The following is a 19355-nucleotide window of genomic DNA, read 5'->3' as shown; positions in this document are numbered from 1 at the left end:
CCTGACCTGGCCCATGTTCAAGTTTAGGCCGGAAGTGCAGCTTGCCGGGCCAGGATGCCTTCCAGTGCTTCCAGGAAGGCTGTGGTTTCCGTCTCAGTGCCGGCGGTGACGCGCAGGTGGCCGGCGATGCCGACATCCCGGACAAGCACCCCCGCGTCCAGCAGTTCCTGCCAGACCCCGTGGGGATTCTCCAGGCCGCCGAAGAAGACGTAGTTCGAGTCGGACGCCGCCGGCCGCAGGCCCATCCGCGTCAGCTCCGAGACAATCCGGTCGCGCTGGCGCTTGATGTCCTGAACGTCGGCCATGAGCGCCTCACGGTGCCGCAGCGCGGCCAGGGCGGTGGCCTGCGTGACGGCCGAGAGGTGGTAAGGCAGGCGCACCAGCCGGAGGGCGTCGGTCACCTCCGGGGCCGCCGCCATGTACCCGAGCCGGGCGCCGGCCAGAGCGAACGCCTTGCTCATGGTGCGGGAGACGATGAGCCGCTCCCGGCCGGGCAGCAGGGTGAGTGCGCTGGGCGTGCCGTCGTGCGCAAACTCGTGGTAGGCCTCGTCCACGACGACGACCGCCTGGCTGGCCTCGCCTGCCTCGTAGACGGATTCCACCACATCCAGGCCCAGGCCGGTGCCGGTGGGGTTGTTCGGCGAGCACAGGAAGACGATGTTCGGCTGGAGTTCGCGCACCTGGCTTGCGGCCGACTCGGCGCTGAGGCCGTAGTCATCGGCGCGCTTGCCGGCGATGTAGGCGGTGTCGGTACCGCTGGCGAGCAGCGGGTACATCGAATACGTCGGCGGGAAGCTCAGGAGCGAACGGCCCGGCCCGCCGAAGGCCTGGAGGATCTGCTGGAGGACCTCGTTGGAGCCGTTGGCTGCCCAGAGGTTGTCCGCGCTGAGCCCGTGGCCAAGGTATTCCGCCAGGGCTTCGCGGAGTTCGGTAAATTCGCGGTCAGGGTACCGGTTGAGTCCGGTGGCGGCCTCGCTTACTGCCGCGGTGATGGCCGCCCGAACGTCGGCGGGCACGCCATGCGTGTTCTCGTTGACGTTGAGCAGGATCGGAACATCAAGCTGCGGGGCGCCGTAAGGGGACAGCCCCCTCAGGTTGGTCCGCAGGGGCAGTCGGTTCAGTCGCTCAAGCTGGTCAGTCACCTAGACAGTTTAAGTAACACAGTGGGCTGGCCGGAAACTGTGACGGTTCCGGCCCCGCAGAACCGCGCGCTTGTTGGGCACGGGGCGTTACTTGTTGGGCACAAACAGCTGCTGCCCGGGCATGACCTTCCCGGCCTGAAGGTCGTTGAGCTGGACGATGTCCGCAATCACGTCCCGGGGGTCGCGGTCCGGGTCGACTTTTCCGGCGATGGCCCAGAGTGACTCCCCGGGCTGCACAGTGACCGAAACAGCTGGCGTGACGGACAGGCCACTGGCACTGTCCGCAGCCTTGGCCGGCGAGTTCAGGAGCCCGGCCAGCGACAGAATCAAGGCGGCGAGCAGGACAAGGGGCAGCCCGATCAGGACAATCCGGCCACGGCGGGTAAGGCGAAGGCGCGGCGGCTTGCCCGGCCGGGACGCTGCCTGGGACTGGTGTACAGAGCCGTGCTGGTACGCAGAGCCGGACTGGTGTACGGCGCGGGACTGGGTTAGTGCTGCTGTTGAAGCTGACATGGCGTGAGCCCTCCTGGACCAAGTTGTACTGCCTCGCGTTCGAACAATCAGTTCGAACACCGGGCTATCAAGCAACCCTCACTAGAACACATGTTCGAACTTTGCTTTTTCTAGTTTTAGCACCTATCAACGAATTAAGTCGAGACTCGCTAGAACAAATGTTTGAAAAAGCCGTATGGCTGGCCTACGTTGGAAAACACAGAACAACCACATCTGCAGTTGATCAGCAGGGTCTGACATTTTTCAGGCCGGAAGTTCCCGGCCTCTGCAGGTACCGCGGCCGGGAGGAACGGAAAGGCGTTGGCGAACATGGCAGCACAGGCCTCTGACGGCAAGGCTCCCCAGCGCAGCCCGCGGTCTCAGCGGACCCCCAAGGGACTTACACTCCGCCAGAAAAAGATCCTGGAAACCATCCAGCGTTCGGTCAACGAGAACGGCTACCCGCCGTCGATGCGGGAAATCGGCGACACCGTCGGCCTGGCCAGCCTCTCCAGCGTGACCCATCAGCTCTCACAGCTGGAAAAGCTTGGCTACCTGCGGCGGGACCCGAAGCGGCCGCGCGCCATGGAGGTCCTGATGCCGCTCACCCTGGATGCGGGCACCGCGAAATCCGGTGGCGCTGACAAGGCCCCGGCCCTGAGCGCGGCAGGCGCCTCCGTGTCTGAACTGCCCAGCGCAATGGACACGGCCATGGTCCCGCTGGTCGGCCGGATCGCCGCCGGCGGCCCCATCCTCGCGGACCAGATGGTGGAGGATTTGATGCCGCTGCCCCGCCAGCTGGTGGGCCACGGCGAACTGTTCATGCTCAAGGTCGCCGGCGACTCCATGGTGGACGCCGCCATCTGCGACGGGGACTGGGTTGTGGTCCGGCGGCAAAGCGACGCCGTCAACGGTGACATTGTGGCGGCGCTGCTCGACGACGAAGCCACGGTCAAGACGTTCCGGCAGCGCGACGGCCACACCTGGCTGCTGCCACAGAATACACAGTACGAACCCATCCTCGGCGACCACGCCGTTGTCATGGGCAAGGTGGTTTCCGTACTCCGCTCGCTGTAGCCTCTGGTGCCCGTCCGCGCTGAAGCGTAGACACAGAAATTAGGCACGGAAATTAGGCACAGAGACTTAGGCGTTGAACCTTGGCCCCGGGCTGCTCCAGCCCGGGGGCTTCACTATGCCTGCGCGCCGGCGAGCCTTTCGAGGGCCGCGACCGCGGTCTTCCGGTCGGTCGTCGGCCAGAACGGCGGCAGGGCAGCCCGCAGGAACCCGCCGTAGCGTTCCGTGGACAGCCGGGAATCCAGCACCGCCACGACGCCCTTGTCATTCGTAGACCGAATGAGGCGCCCCGCGCCCTGGGCCAGCCTGATGGCCGCATGCGTGGCGGACACGGACATGAAGCCGTTGCCGCCGGCCTGGGCAACGGCCCGCGACCGCGCCGTCATTAGCGGGTCGTCGGGCCGCGGGAAGGGAATCCTATCAATCACGACCAGACGGCACGATCCGCCCGGCACGTCGACGCCCTGCCACAATGACATTGTGCCGAACAGGCAGGTGTCGGGCTCGTCGGCGAACTGCTTCACCAGCGCCGTCATGGTGGACTCACCCTGGCAAAGAATGCTGACATCCAGCCGGGTACGCAGGGCATCTGCCGCTTCCTCGGCGGCGCGCCGGGAGGAGAACAGGCACAGCGCGCCCCCGGCGGACGCCCGGATGAGCGACTCGAGTTCGTCCAGCGCCTCGGGCGACGTGCCGCGGCCTGGCTTCGGCAGGTGGCCCGCCACATAGAGGATGCCCTGCCGCGGGTAGTCAAAGGGCGAGCCCACGTCGACGCCGGTCCAGCTCGGCGCGCCTTCGCCGACCAGGCCCAGCCCGCCCGCCGCGGGTTCGAAGGCAGAGCCGATGGCGAGGGTGGCCGATGTCAGCACCACGGTATGCCCGGCGAACAGGCCTTCCCGGAGCCGGCCTGCGACGCCCAGCGGGGCGATGTTGATCAGCGCCGGGGCTGTCTCGTCGGGCGCCGAGTAGCCCTGCTGCGGATCAAACGTGCTGTTCCGGGAGAACCAGACCACTTCCCGGTTTTCCCGGGCGGCGACGAGCCGTTCGCAAAGCTCCAAAATCACCAGCAGGCGGGAGCGCGCGAGCTGCCGGCCGCCGTCGGCCGTTGCATTGCTCTCCCCCTTGGAATCCGACAGCGCAGCCCGGCAGGCCTCACGGAGCTGGTCCACACAGTCCAGCTGCTCGTCATTCAGGCCGTTGGGCAGCAGGCCGCTGGGGACGCCGGCGAGAGCTACCTCAAGGTTGGCGGCCGCGGTGTTGAGCGCGTCCACGGTAATGCCGGTGTGCTTGCGGGCGCCGGAGGCTGCGGCGTGGACCATGGCCACCGACAGCTGCCCCGAAACGGCGCCGGTCACCCGGTCCTGGAGTTCGTGCGCTTCGTCCACCACAACGACGTCATACTCCGGCAACACAGCGAGTCCTTCGAAGGCGCTGACGGCCAGCATGGCGTGGTTGGTCACCACGACGTCGGCTTCCGTGGCGTTATGGCGGGCAAGCTCACTGAAGCACTCCTCGGCGAGGGGGCACTTCTGCGAGCCGAGGCATTCCATGGACGTGACGGACACCTGCCGCCAGGCCCGGTCCGTGACGCCGGGAAGCAGCTCGTCGCGGTCGCCCGTGGTGGTTTGTTCCGCCCATTCGCGGAGCCGGACCACCTCCTTGCCGAGCTGCGACGAAGGGCCGCCCACGGACGCGGCAAAGTGCGGGACGCTGGTGTCCTCGCCCAGCGAGAAGAGCTGTCCCTCCGAGGGTTCCTCAGAGGGAAAGCCGCCCTCGAGCTTGTGCCTGCAGACGTAATTGGCGCGGCCCTTGACCAGCGCAATCTTCACTGGCCGGTCGAGTGCCGGTTTGAGGCTTTCCAGCAGCCGGGGAAGGTCCCGGCCCACGATCTGGGTCTGCAGCGCGAGGGTGGCGGTGGAAACGAGCGCAGGCTTGTTGCTCTCCAGCGAGTGCGCAATCAGCGGGACCAGGTAAGCCAGTGACTTGCCGGTTCCCGTGCCGGCCTGCACCAGCAGGTGGTCGCCCGTTTCGATGGCGCGCGCCACCTGCCGGGCCATCTCGTGCTGGCCGCTGCGGCTTTGGCCGCCCATGCCGGCCACAGCACGGTCGAGCAGGTCAAGCACATGCTGCTCGCCGGCCGTGGTGGAGGCATTGTCCGCTGCGCCGGCCGCTGCCGCCCCGTCAGTCATCAGTGCTGAAGGATTCCAGTTCAGCCGCGAGGCCTTCCCGGACCATGACCACGGCGCGGGTGCCGCCCTCTTCATGGTCCAGGCTCAGGATCTCCGCGTCGGAGTCGTGGAGCTTGCTGATGAGATCGCCGCGGTGGTACGGGACGAGGAGCTGCATCTTGACGTTCGGCCGCGGAATGGACTCGCTGATGGCAGCGAGCAGGTCAGCGATGCCCTCCCCTGTCCGTGCCGAAACCACCACGTGCCGCGGCTCGCGCTGCTTCAGCCGCTCCACCACAAAGGGATCGGCGGCGTCGGCCTTGTTCAGGACGATGATCTCGGGCACCTTGCGGGCGTCCACCTCGGCGAAGACCGAGCGCACGGCGGCGATCTGGCCCTCCGGGTCGGGGTGGGAGGCATCCACGACGTGCAGGATCAGGTCTGCGTCCGCCACTTCCTCCAGGGTGGAACGGAAGGCCTCCACCAGCTGGGTGGGAAGCGACCGGACGAAGCCCACGGTGTCCGCCAGCGTGTAGCCGACGCCGTCAGACGTCTCGGCCTTGCGGACGGTCGGGTCCAGGGTGGCGAACAGGGCGTTCTCCACCAGCACGCCGGCGTCGGTCAGGCGGTTCAGCAGCGAGGACTTGCCGGCGTTGGTGTATCCGGCAATGGCCACTGACGGGACTTCATTACGACGGCGGTTGGCGCGTTTGGTCTCCCGTGCCGGCTTCATCGCGGCGATCTCGCGCCGCAGTTTGGCCATCCGGGTACGGATCCTGCGCCGGTCAAGTTCGATCTTGGTTTCACCGGGACCGCGTGAGCCCATGCCGGCGCCTGCGCCACCCACCTGGCCACCGGCCTGGCGGGACATGGATTCACCCCAGCCACGGAGGCGCGGAAGCAGGTATTCGAGCTGTGCCAGCTCCACCTGGGCCTTGCCTTCGCGGCTCTTGGCGTGCTGGGCGAAGATGTCCAGGATGAGGGCAGTGCGGTCGATGACCTTCACCTTGACGATGTCTTCAAGGCCGCGCCGCTGGGACGGGGCGAGCTCTGCGTCCACCACGACGGTGTCGGCGCCGGTGGACATCACGACGTCCTTGAGCTCCAAAGCCTTGCCCGCCCCGAGGAAGGTGCCGGGATCCGGCTTGGCCCGCCGCTGGACCAGCCCGTCAAGGACTTCCGAGCCGGCCGTTTCCGCCAGCGCGGCGAGTTCGCGCAGGGAGTTCTCGGCGTCGGCCAGCGTGCCTTCGCTCCAGAGGCCGGCGAGAACAACGCGTTCCAGGCGCAGCTGCCGGTATTCAACCTCGGTGACGTCCTCGAGTTCGGTGGAGAGGCCGGCCGTGCGCCGCAGTGCGCGGCGTTCCTCGAGGTCCTGCTGGTCGCCGTCGAACGTGCTGTGCTCTTCGGCGAGCTGCGAGATGGCCTGCGCCTTGCCCAGGACACCCTTGCTGTCGGCGCGGCTGCCGTCGGCTCCAGCTGCGTTCCTGGCGGGGACGTCCTTGGCGAGAATCCGGTCGATGACAGCTTGGATCTCCTCGGGACTCATGTCCTGGGCGGCTGGCTCGGATCCGGGATTTTGCTGATTGGTCATGGTCTCCTTTGAAGGTTCTGCATCTTCAGAATAGTGCTGTTTGCCGCCCTTGGCTGCGGTATTCGCGGAGGGCTGACTGCGAGGGGTCATGGAGGTGCTCCTGACATGCCGGCAGCGGACACGCTGGGCCGGCGGGAAGTGGACTGATCGAGTGCTGTGTGGGCCGCGCTGTTTCAAACGCGCACCGGGCGGAAGGCGGTAGGCCTGCATCGCATCGGAGGGAAGCCCCGGGCCGGTACCGGCGGCTAAAGGCCGCGGGCAAAGAAAGCCGGCTACTCAAAAATCAGGAACATGCGTTCTAGGATAGCAGAACACCAGGACTGGTTTTGGCGGCTGCCCGGTTTCCCATCAGGCGGGCGGCCCACTAATCTGGCCAGTTATGGAGTCTGCCCACTATTTCAGCGCCTCACCCGCGGGGCCGTTCACCCGCAAGCCCCTCACAGTGGAGCTGGCCGGTGAAACGCGGAAGCTGCAGACCTCCTCCGGCATTTTCAGCCCGGACGGCATCGACAAGGGGACGGCCATCCTGCTGGCCGAGGTCCCCGCTCCCGCGCCGCAGGGAAACCTGCTGGACATCGGCTGCGGCTGGGGACCCATCGCCCTGACCATGGCGCTGCGGGCACCGCACGCGCAGGTCTACGCAGTGGACGTCAATGAACGCTGCATCGCGCTCACGAACGGAAACGCCGAGCTGCTCGGGCTTAACAACGTCGCGGCCAGCACGCCGGAGGGCGTGGACCCAGACATCCGCTTCGACACCATCTGGTCCAACCCGCCGATCCGGATCGGCAAGGATGACCTGCACTCACTCCTGCTGCTCTGGCTGCCGAGGCTGGCACCGGGCGGTTCGGCGTGGCTGGTGGTGCAGAAGAACCTGGGCTCGGATTCGCTTCAGCGCTGGCTGGCGGAGGTCCTGGACGACACCTTCACCGTGTCGCGGGAAAGCACCTCGAAGTCGTTCAGGATCCTGCGGGTCAGGAAAGCGTCCCGGTAGCAACGATCGTTGCCGGTCCGCTGAGCTCGACATGCTCGCGGCCACCGGCGACGGTGAAGAACTTCACGCCCACGACGCCGCCCGGCACCTTCACCTGCCAGGCATCCGGAGCGCCCTGCCCGGCCCAGTGGCGGGTGGCCACGGCCGCGGCACAGGCACCGGTGCCGCAGGACTGCGTTTCACCGACGCCGCGCTCGTGGACGCGCATGGTCACGGTGCCCACGCCGTCGTGCACCAGCGGCTCGGCCGGGACGACGAACTCGACGTTGGTGCCATTCGCGGGGGTCGGGTCGACGTGCGGGGCGGTAAATAGCCGGGTGTCCCTGAGTTCGGACAGCTCTGCCAGTGCGACGACGGTGTGGGGGTTGCCCATGCTGACGGACAGCGCCGGCCGCGGCACCTCGAGTCCGTCGGCGCTGACCAGCGAATCCATGGCGCGGGCCGCTGCCTCGTCCGGGAAGATGAACTCCCAAGGGCCCATGTCGACGGCGTAGCCGTCACCTGTGCGGACTATGGTCTTGACACCGCCGCGGGTGCCGATGGTCAGGGCGCCGCCGGCGGGCAGCTCAGCCAGGCCTTCGGCCAGCAGGAAGTGGACGAACACGCGCACGCCGTTGCCGCACATCTCGGACAGGGAACCGTCACCGTTGCGGTAATCCATGAACCACTCGGCGTCGGGGTTTTCAGCGAGAATCTGCCGGCCTTCATCCAGGAGACGGGACGGGACGGCGCGGATGAGGCCGTCACCGCCGATGCCGCGGTGGCGGTCGCACAGCTGGGCGACCTGCTCCGGGGAGATGGCGTGCACGCCCTCGGGGTCGGCGACCAGGACGAAATCGTTGCCTGTGCCATGGCCCTTGGAGAACCGCAGTCCGCTCAGTGTGGTGGCGGCAGACCGGGCCGCTTCTGCAAGGGTTTCATTCATGGTTCAAGGTTACCCGTCCGCCGGCGGCGCCCGGAAAACGGCCTGGACTTACCACCCAGTCCGCGGGAGCTGGTCAGGAGGATGCCGGCGATGACGACCACACCGCCGGCTACCTGGGCAACGGTGTAGGCGTGGCCGGAGAGGATGGTGAACAGGGCCGTGAAGACGGTGATGAGGTTAAGGAACACTCCGGCCCTGCCTGCGGGGATGACTGTCAGCGCGCGGTTCCAGAGCAGGTAGGACAGCACCGAAGGAAAAAGCGCTATGAAGGCCAGGGAAGCGATGGCACCCTGCGCGGACGGCAGGGACGGACCCCCGGCAGCGAGGCTGAACGGGGTGAGGACGACGATGGTGATGGCGGCCTGGATGGCCGTGGCGGTTATCGGTGGCAGCGGCGGGGCCAGCCGCCCGATGATGGTGTAGGCGGACCACGCTCCGATCGCCCCGATCATGAACAGCTCGCCGGTACCGAATCCGGCGTGCAGCAGCCTGCCAACGTCGCCGTTGCTGAGGACCAGAAGGACGCCGACGAGCGCGATCAGGACGCCGCCCACTGCCCGGCGGGTCAGGCGTTCGCGCAGGAAGGCGGCAGCGGCCAGGGTGATCAGCGCAGGGTTGAACGCATTGATGAGGGACGCGTTAAACGCATCTGTGTGCTCGAGGGCCGTGTACAGAAGCAGGTTGTAGCCCAGCAGCCCGGACACACTCAGTGCGATCAGCCACGGCCACGCCGCCAGCACCTGGCGCCACTGCGGGCGCTCCACCAGCTGCGCGATGGCCAGCAGCGGAACCAGGGCCAGCGACCAGCGCAGCAGGACCAGGCTGAGGGGGTCGATGCTCTCCACCGCGCCGGCCCCGACGACGTAGTTGCCGGCCCAGAACAGCGTAGCGCCCAGGAGCGAGGCGACGGCAACGGTGAGGCTCCGCCGCGAGGCGCGCTTTGTCGTGGTGGCAACGGCGAGGGTCATGAGGGCCTTTTCTTCCAGTACGTTGGGGCTCAGCGGCAGAGGTTGGCGGCCTTTGCAGCCAGCTCAGGGTCCTGCCAGTCCAGCCAGCTGATGCGGGGGTCGGCCCGGAACCACGTCAGCTGCCGGCGGGCGAACTGCCTGGTGGCCACGATGGTTTCTTCGGCTGCCTGCGCCACGTCCGATTCGCCGTCGAGCACTTTGAGGAACTGGGCGTAGCCCAGTGCGCGCGGTGCGGTCTTGCCGCGGCGCAGGCCCCGGGCGTCCAGCCGTTCGACTTCCGCCAGCAGCCCCCGCTCCACCATCCGGTGCACGCGGACGGCGAGCCGGTCGCGCAGCTGATCGCGGTCCACCGCCAGGCCGATCTGGATGGCCGGCTGGTGGTACTCCCGCGTTGGCATGAAGGAGCTGAACGGGCGGCCCGTCAGTTCGAACACCTCCAGCGCGCGGATGACGCGGCGGGCGTCGCCGAGGCGCCCGGCGGAAACGGGATCCACCGCCCGGAGCCGGTCCAGCAGGACCTCAGTGCCTGCCTCGGCGTTCTCCTGTTCGAGCCGGGCGCGAATTTCGGGGTCGGTTCCCGGGAAGTCCAGCACGTCAAGGGCGGCGCGGACGTACAGGCCGGACCCGCCGGCCAGGACGGCGCGTTTGCCGCGGCGGCGGATGTCGGCGACGGCGTCCCTCGCCTGCTGCTGGAAGTCGGACACCGAGGCCTCCTGCGTCACGTCCAGGATGTCCAGCAGGTGGTGCCGGACGCCCCGCCGTTCCGCCTCGGTCACCTTGGCAGTGCCGATGTCCATGCCGCGGTAGAACTGCATGGCGTCGGCGTTGATCACCTCGCCGTCCAGGGCCAGGGCAAGTTCGACGGCGAGGTCGGACTTTCCCGATCCGGTGGGTCCGACGACGGCTACGACGGGGGGCTGGCCCGCCACCGGGTCAGCGGCTCCGCACCGGGAGCGAGGGCATGCCGAGAGACACGCCGGTCCTGCCCGCCCCCGCTGCACCGGGGGTCCCCACAACCTGTTTTGGCGCGCCGCATGAGTCGGCCTGCGCCCTGTCCCAGGCGTCGCCGGCGCGGGACCGGCGCAGGGAGTAATGGGCTGCGGTGGCCGGATCGGCGATCAGGTGGAAGGCGGCCGCCTCCGTAATGGTTACCGTCACCAGGTCACCGGGCCTCGGCGCAGGAGCTCCCTCGGGAACGGTGAAGTGAACCAGTCGCTGGTCCTGTGACCGGCCAGAAAGCCGGTGCGTTTCCTCCGACTTGCGGCCGGACTGGGCGGTGACCATGACCTCGACGCGGCGTCCGAGCTGCTTGGCGTTCTCCTCGGCCGCGATGCGGTCCTGGAGCGCGGTGAGCCGCTCAAAGCGTTCCTGCACAACAGCCTTGGGCAGCTGGTCCGGCAGGTCGGCTGCCGGCGTGCCGGGCCGCTTGGAGTACTGGAAGGTGAAGGCGGTGGCGAAGCGTGACTTTTCGACGACGTCCAGGGTCGCCTGGAAGTCCTCCTCCGTCTCCCCCGGGAAGCCGACGATGATGTCCGTGGAGATCGCGGCGTGCGGCATCTTGGCGCGGACCTTGTCCAGGATGCCAAGGAACTTCGCCGACCGGTAGGAACGCTTCATGTCCCGCAGCACCTTGTCCGACCCCGACTGGAGCGGCATGTGCAGCTGCGGCATGACATTGGGCGTCTCGGCCATGGCGTCGATGACGTCATCGGTGAACGCGGCCGGGTGGGGGCTCGTGAAACGAACCCGTTCCAGGCCCGGGATCTCGCCGCAGGCGCGCAGCAGCTTGGAGAAGGCCTGGCGGTCGCCGAACTCCACGCCGTACGAGTTCACGTTCTGGCCGAGGAGCGTCACCTCGATGGCGCCGTCATCCACCAGCGCCTGGACCTCGGCGAGGATCTCCCCGGGCCGGCGGTCCTTTTCCTTGCCGCGCAGGGCGGGGACGATGCAGAAGGTGCAGGTGTTGTTGCAGCCGACCGAAATGGACACCCAGCCCGAATAGACGGAGTCGCGCTTGGTGGGCAGGGTGGACGGGAAGACGTCCAGCGATTCGAGGATCTCCAGTTGCGCCTCGTTGTTGTGGCGCGCCCGGTCAAGGAGGGCGGGCAGGGCGCCGACGTTGTGCGTGCCGAAGACGGCATCGACCCAGGGCGCCTTCTTCAGGATGGTTTCGCGGTCCTTCTGGGCGAGGCAGCCGCCCACGGCGATCTGCATTCCCGGGTTGGCTGCCTTGATCGGCGCCAGCTGGCCGAGGTTGCCGTACAGCTTGTTGTCGGCGTTTTCCCGCACCGCGCAGGTGTTGAAGACCACGACGTCGGCCTGGGCACCGTCCGCCGGCACGTATCCGGCGGCCTCCAGCATCCCCGTCATGCGCTCGGAGTCGTGAACGTTCATCTGGCAGCCGAAGGTGCGCACCTGGTAGGTGCGGTGCACGGCGGCGTCGCCAGTGGGTTCGTTTTCGGTGCCGGTTGCGGGGGAAGGAAAGGTCAGACTCACCCGTTAAGGGTACCGGCTGCTACAGGTACTGGCTGCGCCCGCCAGCTTCTGCAGCGTCCAGCACCTCGGCCACGATCCGGAAGGCCTGCGAGGGCTGGTACCCCTTGCGGGCGAGCATGGACGCGAGCCGCCGCGTGGTCTTGTCCCGCTCCACCCGGTCCGACAGGTCCGTCCCCGGCCGCAGCTTGCGTTCCACCAGATGGCGAGCGGCGGCTTCCTCGTCCTCGTCACTGAGCTGCTCCAGTGCCGAGGCCGCCGTGTCAGCATCAATGCCCTTATCCGCGAGTTCGCGGCGGAGGGCTCCCTTGGCCAGTTTCCGCGACTGCGACCGGCTCCGCACCCACATGTCCGCGAATTCGGCGTCGTCAACAAGCCGGACCTCTTCGAAGCGGTCCAGCACGGCCGCGGCGACGTCCTCCGGCACGTTGCGTTCGGCCAGCTTGCGTTCCAGCTGCAGCCGGCTCTTGGGTGATGCGGTCAGCTGGCGCAGTACGATGGCGCGCGCCACCGTCGCCGGGTCCGCGTCCCGGTCCTCCTCGGGTTCCGGGGCGCGTCCTATGGACGGGGCGGGTCCAGCGGTGCGGTCCCCTCCGGCCCTGGCGAAGGCCGAAGAGGACCGGTGGTTGCTAGAAGCCGTCAACGGCCTTCAGCTTCGGTGAGGCTTCAGCGTCGGCGGCGGGCTTGGTTCCCACGCCGAGCTTTTCCTTGATGAGCCGTTCCAGTTCAGCGGCGAGTTCCGGGTTGTCGCGCAGGAAGCGGCGCGAGTTCTCCATGCCTTGGCCGAGCTGGTCGCCGTCGTACGTGAACCAGGAACCGGACTTCTTGATGATGCCGTGCTCCACGCCCATGTCGATGATGCCGCCCTCGCGGGAGATGCCCTGGCCGTAGATGATGTCGAATTCGGCGACTTTGAAGGGCGGGGCCATCTTGTTCTTGACGATCTTGGCCTTGGTGCGGTTACCGACGGAATCGGCACCTTCCTTCAGCGTCTGGATGCGGCGGACGTCGATGCGCACGGACGCGTAGAACTTCAGCGCCTTACCACCGGTGGTGGTCTCCGGTGAGCCGAAGAACACGCCGATCTTTTCGCGCAGCTGGTTGATGAAGATGGCGGTGGTCTTGGTCTGGCTCAGCCGGCCCGTGATCTTTCGCAGGGCCTGGCTCATGAGGCGGGCCTGCAGGCCGACGTGGCTGTCGCCCATGTCGCCTTCGATTTCCGCGCGCGGCACCAGGGCCGCCACGGAGTCGATGACCACGATGTCCAGCGAGCCGGAGCCCACCAGCATGTCCATGATCTCCAGCGCCTGCTCACCGGTGTCCGGCTGGGAGACCAGCAGGGCGTCCGTGTCCACGCCGAGCTTGGCGGCGTACTCGGGGTCGAGGGCGTGCTCGGCGTCGATGAACGCGGCGATGCCGCCGTTGCGCTGGGCGTTGGCCACTGCGTGCAGGGCCACGGTGGTCTTACCCGACGATTCCGGGCCGTAGATTTCGATGACGCGGCCGCGCGGGAGTCCTCCGATTCCCAGCGCGACGTCCAGCGCGATGGAGCCCGTGGGGATGACCTCGATGGGTGCGCGTGTTTCGTCGCCCAGCCGCATGATCGATCCCTTGCCGAACTGCTTGTCAATCTGCGCGAGCGCTGCTTCAAGCGCCTTTTCACGATCCGGGGCTGCCGCCATGGTTCACACCTCTAATGCTTTCTCGCTTTGGAGGGGCCTCTGCGGCCCTTTGTCTGTCATCACCGACGCTAGTGCCACCCGCTGACATTCTTACCGGGCAGGCGTACGTATGTGGATAACCCGCTGGCAAAAAGCATAGTCGCACCCGAACAGATATTCGAACAATTGGTCGGCGTGTCAGCAGCTTCCCAGCCGGGCAGCAGCCCCTAGACCAGGTCCGGTCCGTTCTGCCGCGGCTTGATATCGCGGCCGAGGCGGCGCTCCTCGGGGACGTCCTGCACGTCGCACACCGCGAGCCAGATGTCGCGGGGACTGACGCCGGCGGCGAGGGCCTGGTTCGCCGTCCGGCCGCCAACTCCGGCAAGAACGAGGGAACTGCCCAGCACCCGCGAGTAGCCGGCCCCGAATTCGTCGTCCATCAGCCGCCAGAAATCACTAATCCTCACCCGATACAGTCTCTCATGGGCGCTGACTCTAGAATGGTTGCCATGAGCAACCCCGCTGAAGCCCCCGGAGCCACTGCCCCCTTCGAGGACACGCTTGATACGGCACTGACTAACGTGGAGCATCAGATCAGCATCTTCTGGCGACGGGCCCGGTCCGTTTCCCAGCAACTGTCGCGCGAGGTCCATCCGGACATGGAGCCCGCCGCCTACGGCCTGCTGACAGTAATCCGCAAGAACGGTCCCATCCGGCTCACAGAGCTCGCATCCTGCATCGGCGTCGGCAAACCCTCCGTGAGCAGGCAAATCGCGTTCCTGGAGAGCATCGGCCTTGTGCTCAAGGAAGCGGACCCGCTGGACGGCCGGGCGCAAACGATCCGGCTCACCGCCGAGGGCGAAGAGAAGATGCACCAGGTGCAGGATGCCCGGCGTCAGGTGTTCCGGGAGCGCCTGGGCGAGTGGCCAGTGGAGGACCTCGAGGCGCTGGCTGCGTACATGGCCAAGCTCAACGCGACCTACGAGCGCGACGGTTTCCCCCGCGACGGCGCCCCCTAACAGAGACCCGGCCCAACAGAACACGGGGCTTCCTGCGGAAATTCCAGGGCACGACGAAGGCCTCCGGCACAATGCCGGAGGCCTTCGCTGTAGTTATCTGGTCCGGGTTACCGGATTCTGTTACCGGGCGCCGGAAAGCATTTCCGTGGCGAGCTCGTTGTTTAGCTCGCTGCTCAGGTCGCGCTCAAGGTCCCGACCGTAACGCTGGGAAAATTCCTGCGGGACGGTGTCCGGTACGGCAACGCCCTCGGCAACAGCCACGCGGTCGCTGACCTCGCGGAGCATGCTCGAAAGCGGTACATCCAGCGCCGAACAGATCGAGGACAGGAGTTCCGAAGAAGCTTCCTTCTGGCCGCGTTCCACTTCACTCAGGTAGCCCAGGGAGACCCGGGCGCTGTGCGAGACTTCGCGGAGGGTACGCCCTTGACGCTGGCGGACATCGCGCAGTACATCACCGATTTCGTGACGAAGTACAACCATCTTGCGCTCCTTCTGTTCGCTCTTGGCCTGATCGGCGAGGCCCACGTCCTTCCAGCGGACAACGCCGTTTACGGACACGGGCTGCTTTACCATCTGTATCGCCTTGCTCCCTCATGGTTCCGGTTCACTGTGACGTAAACCGCATATGTTCTCTTCATCCTAGGCGCCTCCCTCAGGGAGAGGCGACACAATGTGACAACTATTCGGACTCGCTTTTTGTTCCCGGCAACCTTTACTCCGGGTAGCTTAGCGCAGTCAGGGGGCCAAACCAGCGAAGCCGGAAACTCAGCTTAACGCGGCCAGGGCCCCCTGGAGACGCTCCAATGCAGCGCCACATGCCAGCCCGCGGATCTCTGCCCGGGTGCCTTGGAAGTTATACGGAAAGGTCTGCACACCATCTGCGGTGGCGACGCCTACGAACACCGTGCCCACCGCCTTGCCGTCATGCGCATCGGGCCCGGCCACGCCCGTGGTGGAGACGGCGAGGTCCGCGCCGCAGACCCGCCGGGCACCTTCCGCCATGGCCGCAGCCACCGCTTCGTCCACCGATCCGACGGCGTCCAGCAGGTCCTGCGGAACACCCAGGACGTCACGCTTCACGGTGTTGTTGTAGGAGACTATGCCGCCCTGCAGCATTGCAGATGCCCCGGGGGTGTCGGCCAAAACGGCGGCGACCATTCCGGCCGTGAGCGACTCCGCGGTGGCGACTGTGACGCCACGCCTCACGGCAGCAGCGACGGCCTCCCCGGCGACCCTGTGCAGATTCGTCACGGCTGGCCCTCCCCGTTTTCTGCCTGGTCGGCGCCGGCAGCGCGCCGGCGCAGCCCCTCCGACCTGACTTTCAGCGCCTGAATGACGTATTCTACGCCGGTCCAGACCGTGATCAGCACGGCTGCCAGCATCACCGCCAAGGCCACCCAGGTCAGCCACGGTGCGATGGCTGCCAGCGGAAGGAGGTAGAGGAAGATCGCGACAGTCTGGACGACCGTCTTGAGCTTGCCGCCGCGTGACGCCGGAATGACGCCGTAGCGGATCACGAAGAACCGCAGCGCCGTGATCCCCCATTCCCGGGCCAGTATCACGATCGTGATCCACCAGGGCAGCTCGTTCAGGACGCACAGCATGACCAGCGCCGAGCCGGTCAGCAGTTTGTCCGCGATCGGATCGGCAATCTTGCCGAAGTCGGTGACCAGTCCCCTGCTGCGGGCGATGTCGCCGTCGAGCTTGTCGGTGTAAATCGCGACGGCGAACGCCGCCACGGCTGCCCAGCGCCATCCGCCGTACTGGCTGTGCAGGCCCGGGGCGTCGGCGATGAGGAACCACACGAAGAACGGCACCAGCACGATGCGGAGCATCGTGAGGATGTTGGGGAGATTCCAGATCCCGGAGCTGTTGGAGCCGGCCGCGGCCGCTTCGGTGCTAGTCACCTTTCTAGGCTACCGGCCTGTGAGGGACCAGGCGTCCTCGGAGCCGTCCTCGTCGTCACCGGAACCGTCGGCGCCGTCGTAATAATCGACGCTTTGGGTGCGGTTGTCCAGGTCGGCGGCAACGAGGTCCTCTGCGTAGCCGCCCTGGGCGATGTTCGCGTTGGCGTTGTCGCTGAGCGCGGCGGTCTGGGAATCAGGCGTGGCCGGAGCCTCCTGTCCCTTCATTGCGGCCAGCACGGCGGCGAGGTCGTCAGGCTTGACCAGCACATCGCGGGCCTTGGAGCCTTCGGACGGGCCAACCACGCCGCGTGATTCGAGCAGGTCCATGAGGCGGCCGGCCTTGGCGAACCCGACCCGGAGCTTGCGCTGCAGCATGGACGTCGAACCGAACTGGGTGGTGACCACCAGCTCCGTGGCCTGCAGCAGCACTTCGAGATCGTCGCCGATGTCGTCGTCGATCTGCTTCTTCTCCGCTTCGGGGGCGACGTCGTCACGGTAGACGGCCTGCAACTGGCTCTTGACGTGTTCGACCACCTTGTGGATCTCGGATTCAGTGACCCAGGCGCCCTGCACGCGCATCGCCTTGGAGGCACCCATCGGGAGGAACAGCGCGTCACCCTGCCCGATCAGCTTCTCCGCACCTGGCTGGTCGAGGACCACGCGGGAGTCGGTCACGGAGGATGTGGCGAAGGCCATGCGGGACGGCACGTTGGCCTTGATCAGGCCGGTCACCACGTCCACGGACGGCCGCTGCGTGGCGAGCACCAGGTGGATGCCGGCGGCACGGGCCAACTGCGTGATGCGGACAATCGAGTCTTCGACGTCGCGCGGCGCCACCATCATCAGGTCGGCGAGCTCATCGACGATCACCAGGAGGTAAGGGTAGGGACGGATGACGCGCTTGGAGTCGACGGGCGGCTGGACCTTGCCGGCGCGCACTGCCTTGTTGAAGTCGTCGACGTGCTTGAAGCCGTAGTTGGCGAGGTCGTCATAGCGGGCGTCCATTTCGCGGACCACCCACTGCAGCGCCTCGGCCGCCTTCTTGGGATTGGTGATGATGGGCGTGATGAGGTGCGGCACGCCCTCGTAGGCGGTAAGTTCCACGCGCTTGGGGTCCACCATGACCATGCGGACCTCGTCGGGGGTGGCCCGCATCAGCAGGGACGTGATCATGGAGTTCACGAATGAGGACTTACCGGCACCGGTGGCACCGGCCACCAGCAGGTGGGGCATTTTCGCCAGGTTGGCCACGACGTAGCCGCCCTCGACGTCCTTGCCGACGCCCATCACCATGGGGTGGTCCGTGCGGCGGGCGTTCTGGCTGCGCAGGACGTCGCCCAGCGACACGGTTTCACGGTCCGTGTTGGGGATTTCGATGCCGATGGCGGACTTGCCAGGAATCGGGCTGAGGATGCGGACGTCGCTCGAGGCGACGGCGTACGAGATGTTCTTGGACAGCGCGGTGACACGCTCCACCTTGGTGCCGGGCGCCAGTTCGATCTCATAGCGGGTCACGGTGGGCCCACGGCTGAAGCCGGTCACGGAGGCATCCACGTTGAACTGCTGGAGCGTGTCCGTCAGGGCGGCCACGACGGCGTCGTTCGCTTCGGTGCGTTCCTTGGGAACGGATCCGGGCGTCAGCACATCGGACGAGGGCAGTGTGTACGTGACGTCGCCCGCGAGGGACAGCTGCTCCGTGCGCTGCGGAATGGGGGTGGGCAGCGGCGCTGGCGCCACAGGCTTGGAAGGCACCTGCGCGGCAGCGCCGGGAGTTGCACCGGGTGCCGCCGAACCAGCCATGCCGGGGACCACGAGCGGAATGGCCTCCGTGGCGTTCTCGGCGTCGGCGCCCTTGGCACCGAGCCCCTGGGCTGCCTTGATCTTCTCGACGGCGATCTCCGCCTGGGTGGGGCGCCGGACTCCGGGGGCCACGGCGGGGGCTTCCTTGCCGGTGTCCGGTGACGGGTCGTCGTCGTCGACTACCGCGTGCTCAAAGGCTTCGTCCCCGACGTAGCCCTCCAGCCGGGGATCGGCTTCCTCGTCCTTGCCAAAGAGCCGCTTGCGCTTCTTCTTCGGGGCGGGAGGAGTGTTTTCGTAGAGATAGCTGCGGTCGTGGGCGTCGCCGTCGTTCTTTTCAAGGTCGGTGCCCATCAGGTGTTCATAGGCGCCGCGGAGCCGGCGCGGAATGGCTCCGAACGGCGTGGCTGTGACGATGAGTACGGACACGAAGGCCAGCAGCCCGTACAGGACCACCGGGACGGCGGGGTGGATGGCGGCCAGCGGGGAGGCAGCCAGGAACCCCAGCATCCCGCCGGCCTGCCGCAGCCCGTCGAAGCCCTCGCTGACGGTCGGCTGGCCGCCCACGATATGCGCGATTCCGCAGCCGGCGAACGTCATGATCAGGAAGCCGATTCCCACCCGGTTGTTTCCGCGGCCGTCCACGGGCTGCCGGAACAGCCGGCAGGCGCACACGAAGAGCATGAGCGGCAGGACGAGCGACATCCAGCCGAACGTGCCGTTGACCACGGCGTAGACGGCGTCCGGGAACCAGCCGCGGAAACCCCACCAGGCGAAGGTGGCGATGAAGACCGCCAGGGCCAGGTTGAACAGGGCGGCCCCGTCACGGCGGTCTTCGGGGGCGAGGTCGCTGACGTCATGGCCGATGCGGCGCACTCCCCCGCCGACCAGGTGGCCGATGCCCAGCCATGCCCCGCCGGCCACCCGCAGCAGCCAGGGCTGCCGGTGTTCGACGGCGGGAAGCTGGCGCGTGCGGGCGCTGCCGCCCGACGATCCGGCCCGGCCGGATTTGGCTGCGGAGGAGCCGCTGCGGCCTGCGGATGCGCCCGTTTTACTGCTGGAGGTACGTTTTGGCGCGGGGGAAGTACGAGTGGCCATATCTGCCACGGTACTCCACTGCGGCC

Annotated in this window: 18 protein-coding genes; 3 read left to right on the top strand and 15 right to left on the bottom strand. The window is 67.2% G+C overall.

Features of this window, described 5'->3' with window-relative positions; translation table 11 throughout:
- Window positions 1-23 precede the first annotated feature (23 nt).
- Both ACFVTE_RS11380 and ACFVTE_RS11375 read right to left on the bottom strand, forming a co-directional pair.
- Window positions 24-1142, bottom strand: a complete 1119-nt coding sequence (locus tag ACFVTE_RS11380) for a histidinol-phosphate transaminase (RefSeq protein WP_387100394.1) — start codon at window positions 1140-1142, stop codon at window positions 24-26.
- 87 nt (window positions 1143-1229) lie between these two features.
- Window positions 1230-1655: a LysM peptidoglycan-binding domain-containing protein gene (locus ACFVTE_RS11375; protein WP_387100392.1), complete on the bottom strand. Its 426-nt coding sequence runs from the start codon at window positions 1653-1655 to the stop codon at window positions 1230-1232.
- Between the two features lie 309 nt (window positions 1656-1964).
- Between ACFVTE_RS11375 and lexA the strand changes: the two genes are divergently transcribed.
- On the top strand, window positions 1965-2711 hold the full coding sequence (gene lexA / locus ACFVTE_RS11370; protein WP_387100389.1) for a transcriptional repressor LexA: 747 nt from the start codon (window positions 1965-1967) through the stop codon (window positions 2709-2711).
- Window positions 2712-2824: 113 nt separating this feature from the next.
- Here lexA and ACFVTE_RS11365 read toward each other — a convergent pair whose 3' ends face one another.
- Together ACFVTE_RS11365 and hflX are read right to left on the bottom strand one after the other, a co-directional pair.
- A complete protein-coding gene (locus tag ACFVTE_RS11365) occupies window positions 2825-4897 on the bottom strand; it encodes an ATP-dependent DNA helicase (protein ID WP_387100387.1) in 2073 nt (690 codons plus the stop codon).
- Window positions 4890-6467: a GTPase HflX gene (gene hflX, locus ACFVTE_RS11360; protein WP_387100385.1), complete on the bottom strand. Its 1578-nt coding sequence runs from the start codon at window positions 6465-6467 to the stop codon at window positions 4890-4892. Before hflX ends, ACFVTE_RS11365 begins: the two co-directional genes overlap by 8 nt.
- A gap of 379 nt (window positions 6468-6846) precedes the next feature.
- Between hflX and ACFVTE_RS11355 the strand changes: the two genes are divergently transcribed.
- Entirely contained in the window at window positions 6847-7461 is a 615-nt protein-coding gene (locus ACFVTE_RS11355; RefSeq protein ID WP_387100383.1) for a class I SAM-dependent methyltransferase, read from the top strand.
- Here the strand turns inward: ACFVTE_RS11355 and dapF are convergent.
- The 7 genes from dapF to ACFVTE_RS11320 form a co-directional block, all read right to left on the bottom strand.
- Window positions 7442-8386: a diaminopimelate epimerase gene (gene dapF / locus ACFVTE_RS11350; protein ID WP_387100381.1), complete on the bottom strand. Its 945-nt coding sequence runs from the start codon at window positions 8384-8386 to the stop codon at window positions 7442-7444. The two genes, ACFVTE_RS11355 and dapF, sit on opposite strands and share 20 nt — an antisense overlap.
- The gene (locus ACFVTE_RS11345) at window positions 8383-9354 is read right to left on the bottom strand and encodes a DMT family transporter (RefSeq protein WP_387100378.1); all 972 of its coding nucleotides are present in this window, start codon (window positions 9352-9354) and stop codon (window positions 8383-8385) included. The genes dapF and ACFVTE_RS11345 overlap by 4 nt, the downstream gene beginning before the upstream one ends.
- 29 nt (window positions 9355-9383) lie before the next feature.
- A complete protein-coding gene (gene miaA, locus ACFVTE_RS11340) occupies window positions 9384-10283 on the bottom strand; it encodes a tRNA (adenosine(37)-N6)-dimethylallyltransferase MiaA (protein ID WP_387100375.1) in 900 nt (299 codons plus the stop codon).
- Window positions 10284-10287: 4 nt separating this feature from the next.
- Complete coding sequence (miaB, locus tag ACFVTE_RS11335) at window positions 10288-11850, bottom strand: tRNA (N6-isopentenyl adenosine(37)-C2)-methylthiotransferase MiaB (RefSeq protein WP_387100372.1); 1563 nt, start codon at window positions 11848-11850, stop codon at window positions 10288-10290.
- Between the two features lie 19 nt (window positions 11851-11869).
- On the bottom strand, window positions 11870-12358 hold the full coding sequence (locus ACFVTE_RS11330) for a regulatory protein RecX (RefSeq protein WP_387100540.1): 489 nt from the start codon (window positions 12356-12358) through the stop codon (window positions 11870-11872).
- 118 nt (window positions 12359-12476) lie between these two features.
- Window positions 12477-13529: a recombinase RecA gene (recA, locus tag ACFVTE_RS11325; RefSeq protein ID WP_076798124.1), complete on the bottom strand. Its 1053-nt coding sequence runs from the start codon at window positions 13527-13529 to the stop codon at window positions 12477-12479.
- Window positions 13530-13735: 206 nt separating this feature from the next.
- The gene (locus ACFVTE_RS11320) at window positions 13736-13975 is read right to left on the bottom strand and encodes a DUF3046 domain-containing protein (RefSeq protein WP_354261775.1); all 240 of its coding nucleotides are present in this window, start codon (window positions 13973-13975) and stop codon (window positions 13736-13738) included.
- Window positions 13976-14017: 42 nt separating this feature from the next.
- Here ACFVTE_RS11320 and ACFVTE_RS11315 point away from each other — a divergent pair, with 42 nt between their 5' ends.
- Window positions 14018-14527 carry a MarR family winged helix-turn-helix transcriptional regulator gene (locus ACFVTE_RS11315; protein WP_387100368.1) on the top strand — a complete coding sequence of 170 codons (510 nt, stop codon included), beginning with the start codon at window positions 14018-14020 and terminating at the stop codon, window positions 14525-14527.
- A gap of 120 nt (window positions 14528-14647) precedes the next feature.
- Here the strand turns inward: ACFVTE_RS11315 and ACFVTE_RS11310 are convergent, their stop codons facing one another.
- The 4 genes from ACFVTE_RS11310 to ACFVTE_RS11295 form a co-directional block, all read right to left on the bottom strand.
- Entirely contained in the window at window positions 14648-15100 is a 453-nt protein-coding gene (locus ACFVTE_RS11310) for a helix-turn-helix domain-containing protein (protein ID WP_003798764.1), read from the bottom strand.
- A 192-nt stretch (window positions 15101-15292) separates the two neighbouring features.
- Window positions 15293-15778 carry a CinA family protein gene (locus ACFVTE_RS11305; RefSeq protein ID WP_387100365.1) on the bottom strand — a complete coding sequence of 162 codons (486 nt, stop codon included), beginning with the start codon at window positions 15776-15778 and terminating at the stop codon, window positions 15293-15295.
- A complete protein-coding gene (pgsA, locus tag ACFVTE_RS11300) occupies window positions 15775-16434 on the bottom strand; it encodes a CDP-diacylglycerol--glycerol-3-phosphate 3-phosphatidyltransferase (protein ID WP_387100362.1) in 660 nt (219 codons plus the stop codon). Before pgsA ends, ACFVTE_RS11305 begins: the two co-directional genes overlap by 4 nt.
- A gap of 9 nt (window positions 16435-16443) precedes the next feature.
- A complete protein-coding gene (locus tag ACFVTE_RS11295) occupies window positions 16444-19329 on the bottom strand; it encodes a DNA translocase FtsK (protein WP_387100359.1) in 2886 nt (961 codons plus the stop codon).
- Window positions 19330-19355 lie beyond the last annotated feature (26 nt).

The organism is Arthrobacter sp. NPDC058097 (genome assembly GCF_042884885.1).
Classification (GTDB): Bacteria; Actinomycetota; Actinomycetes; order Actinomycetales; family Micrococcaceae; genus Arthrobacter.
Note: the sequence above shows the minus strand (reverse complement) of the source record. Positions and strands in the feature narration are given on the sequence as shown.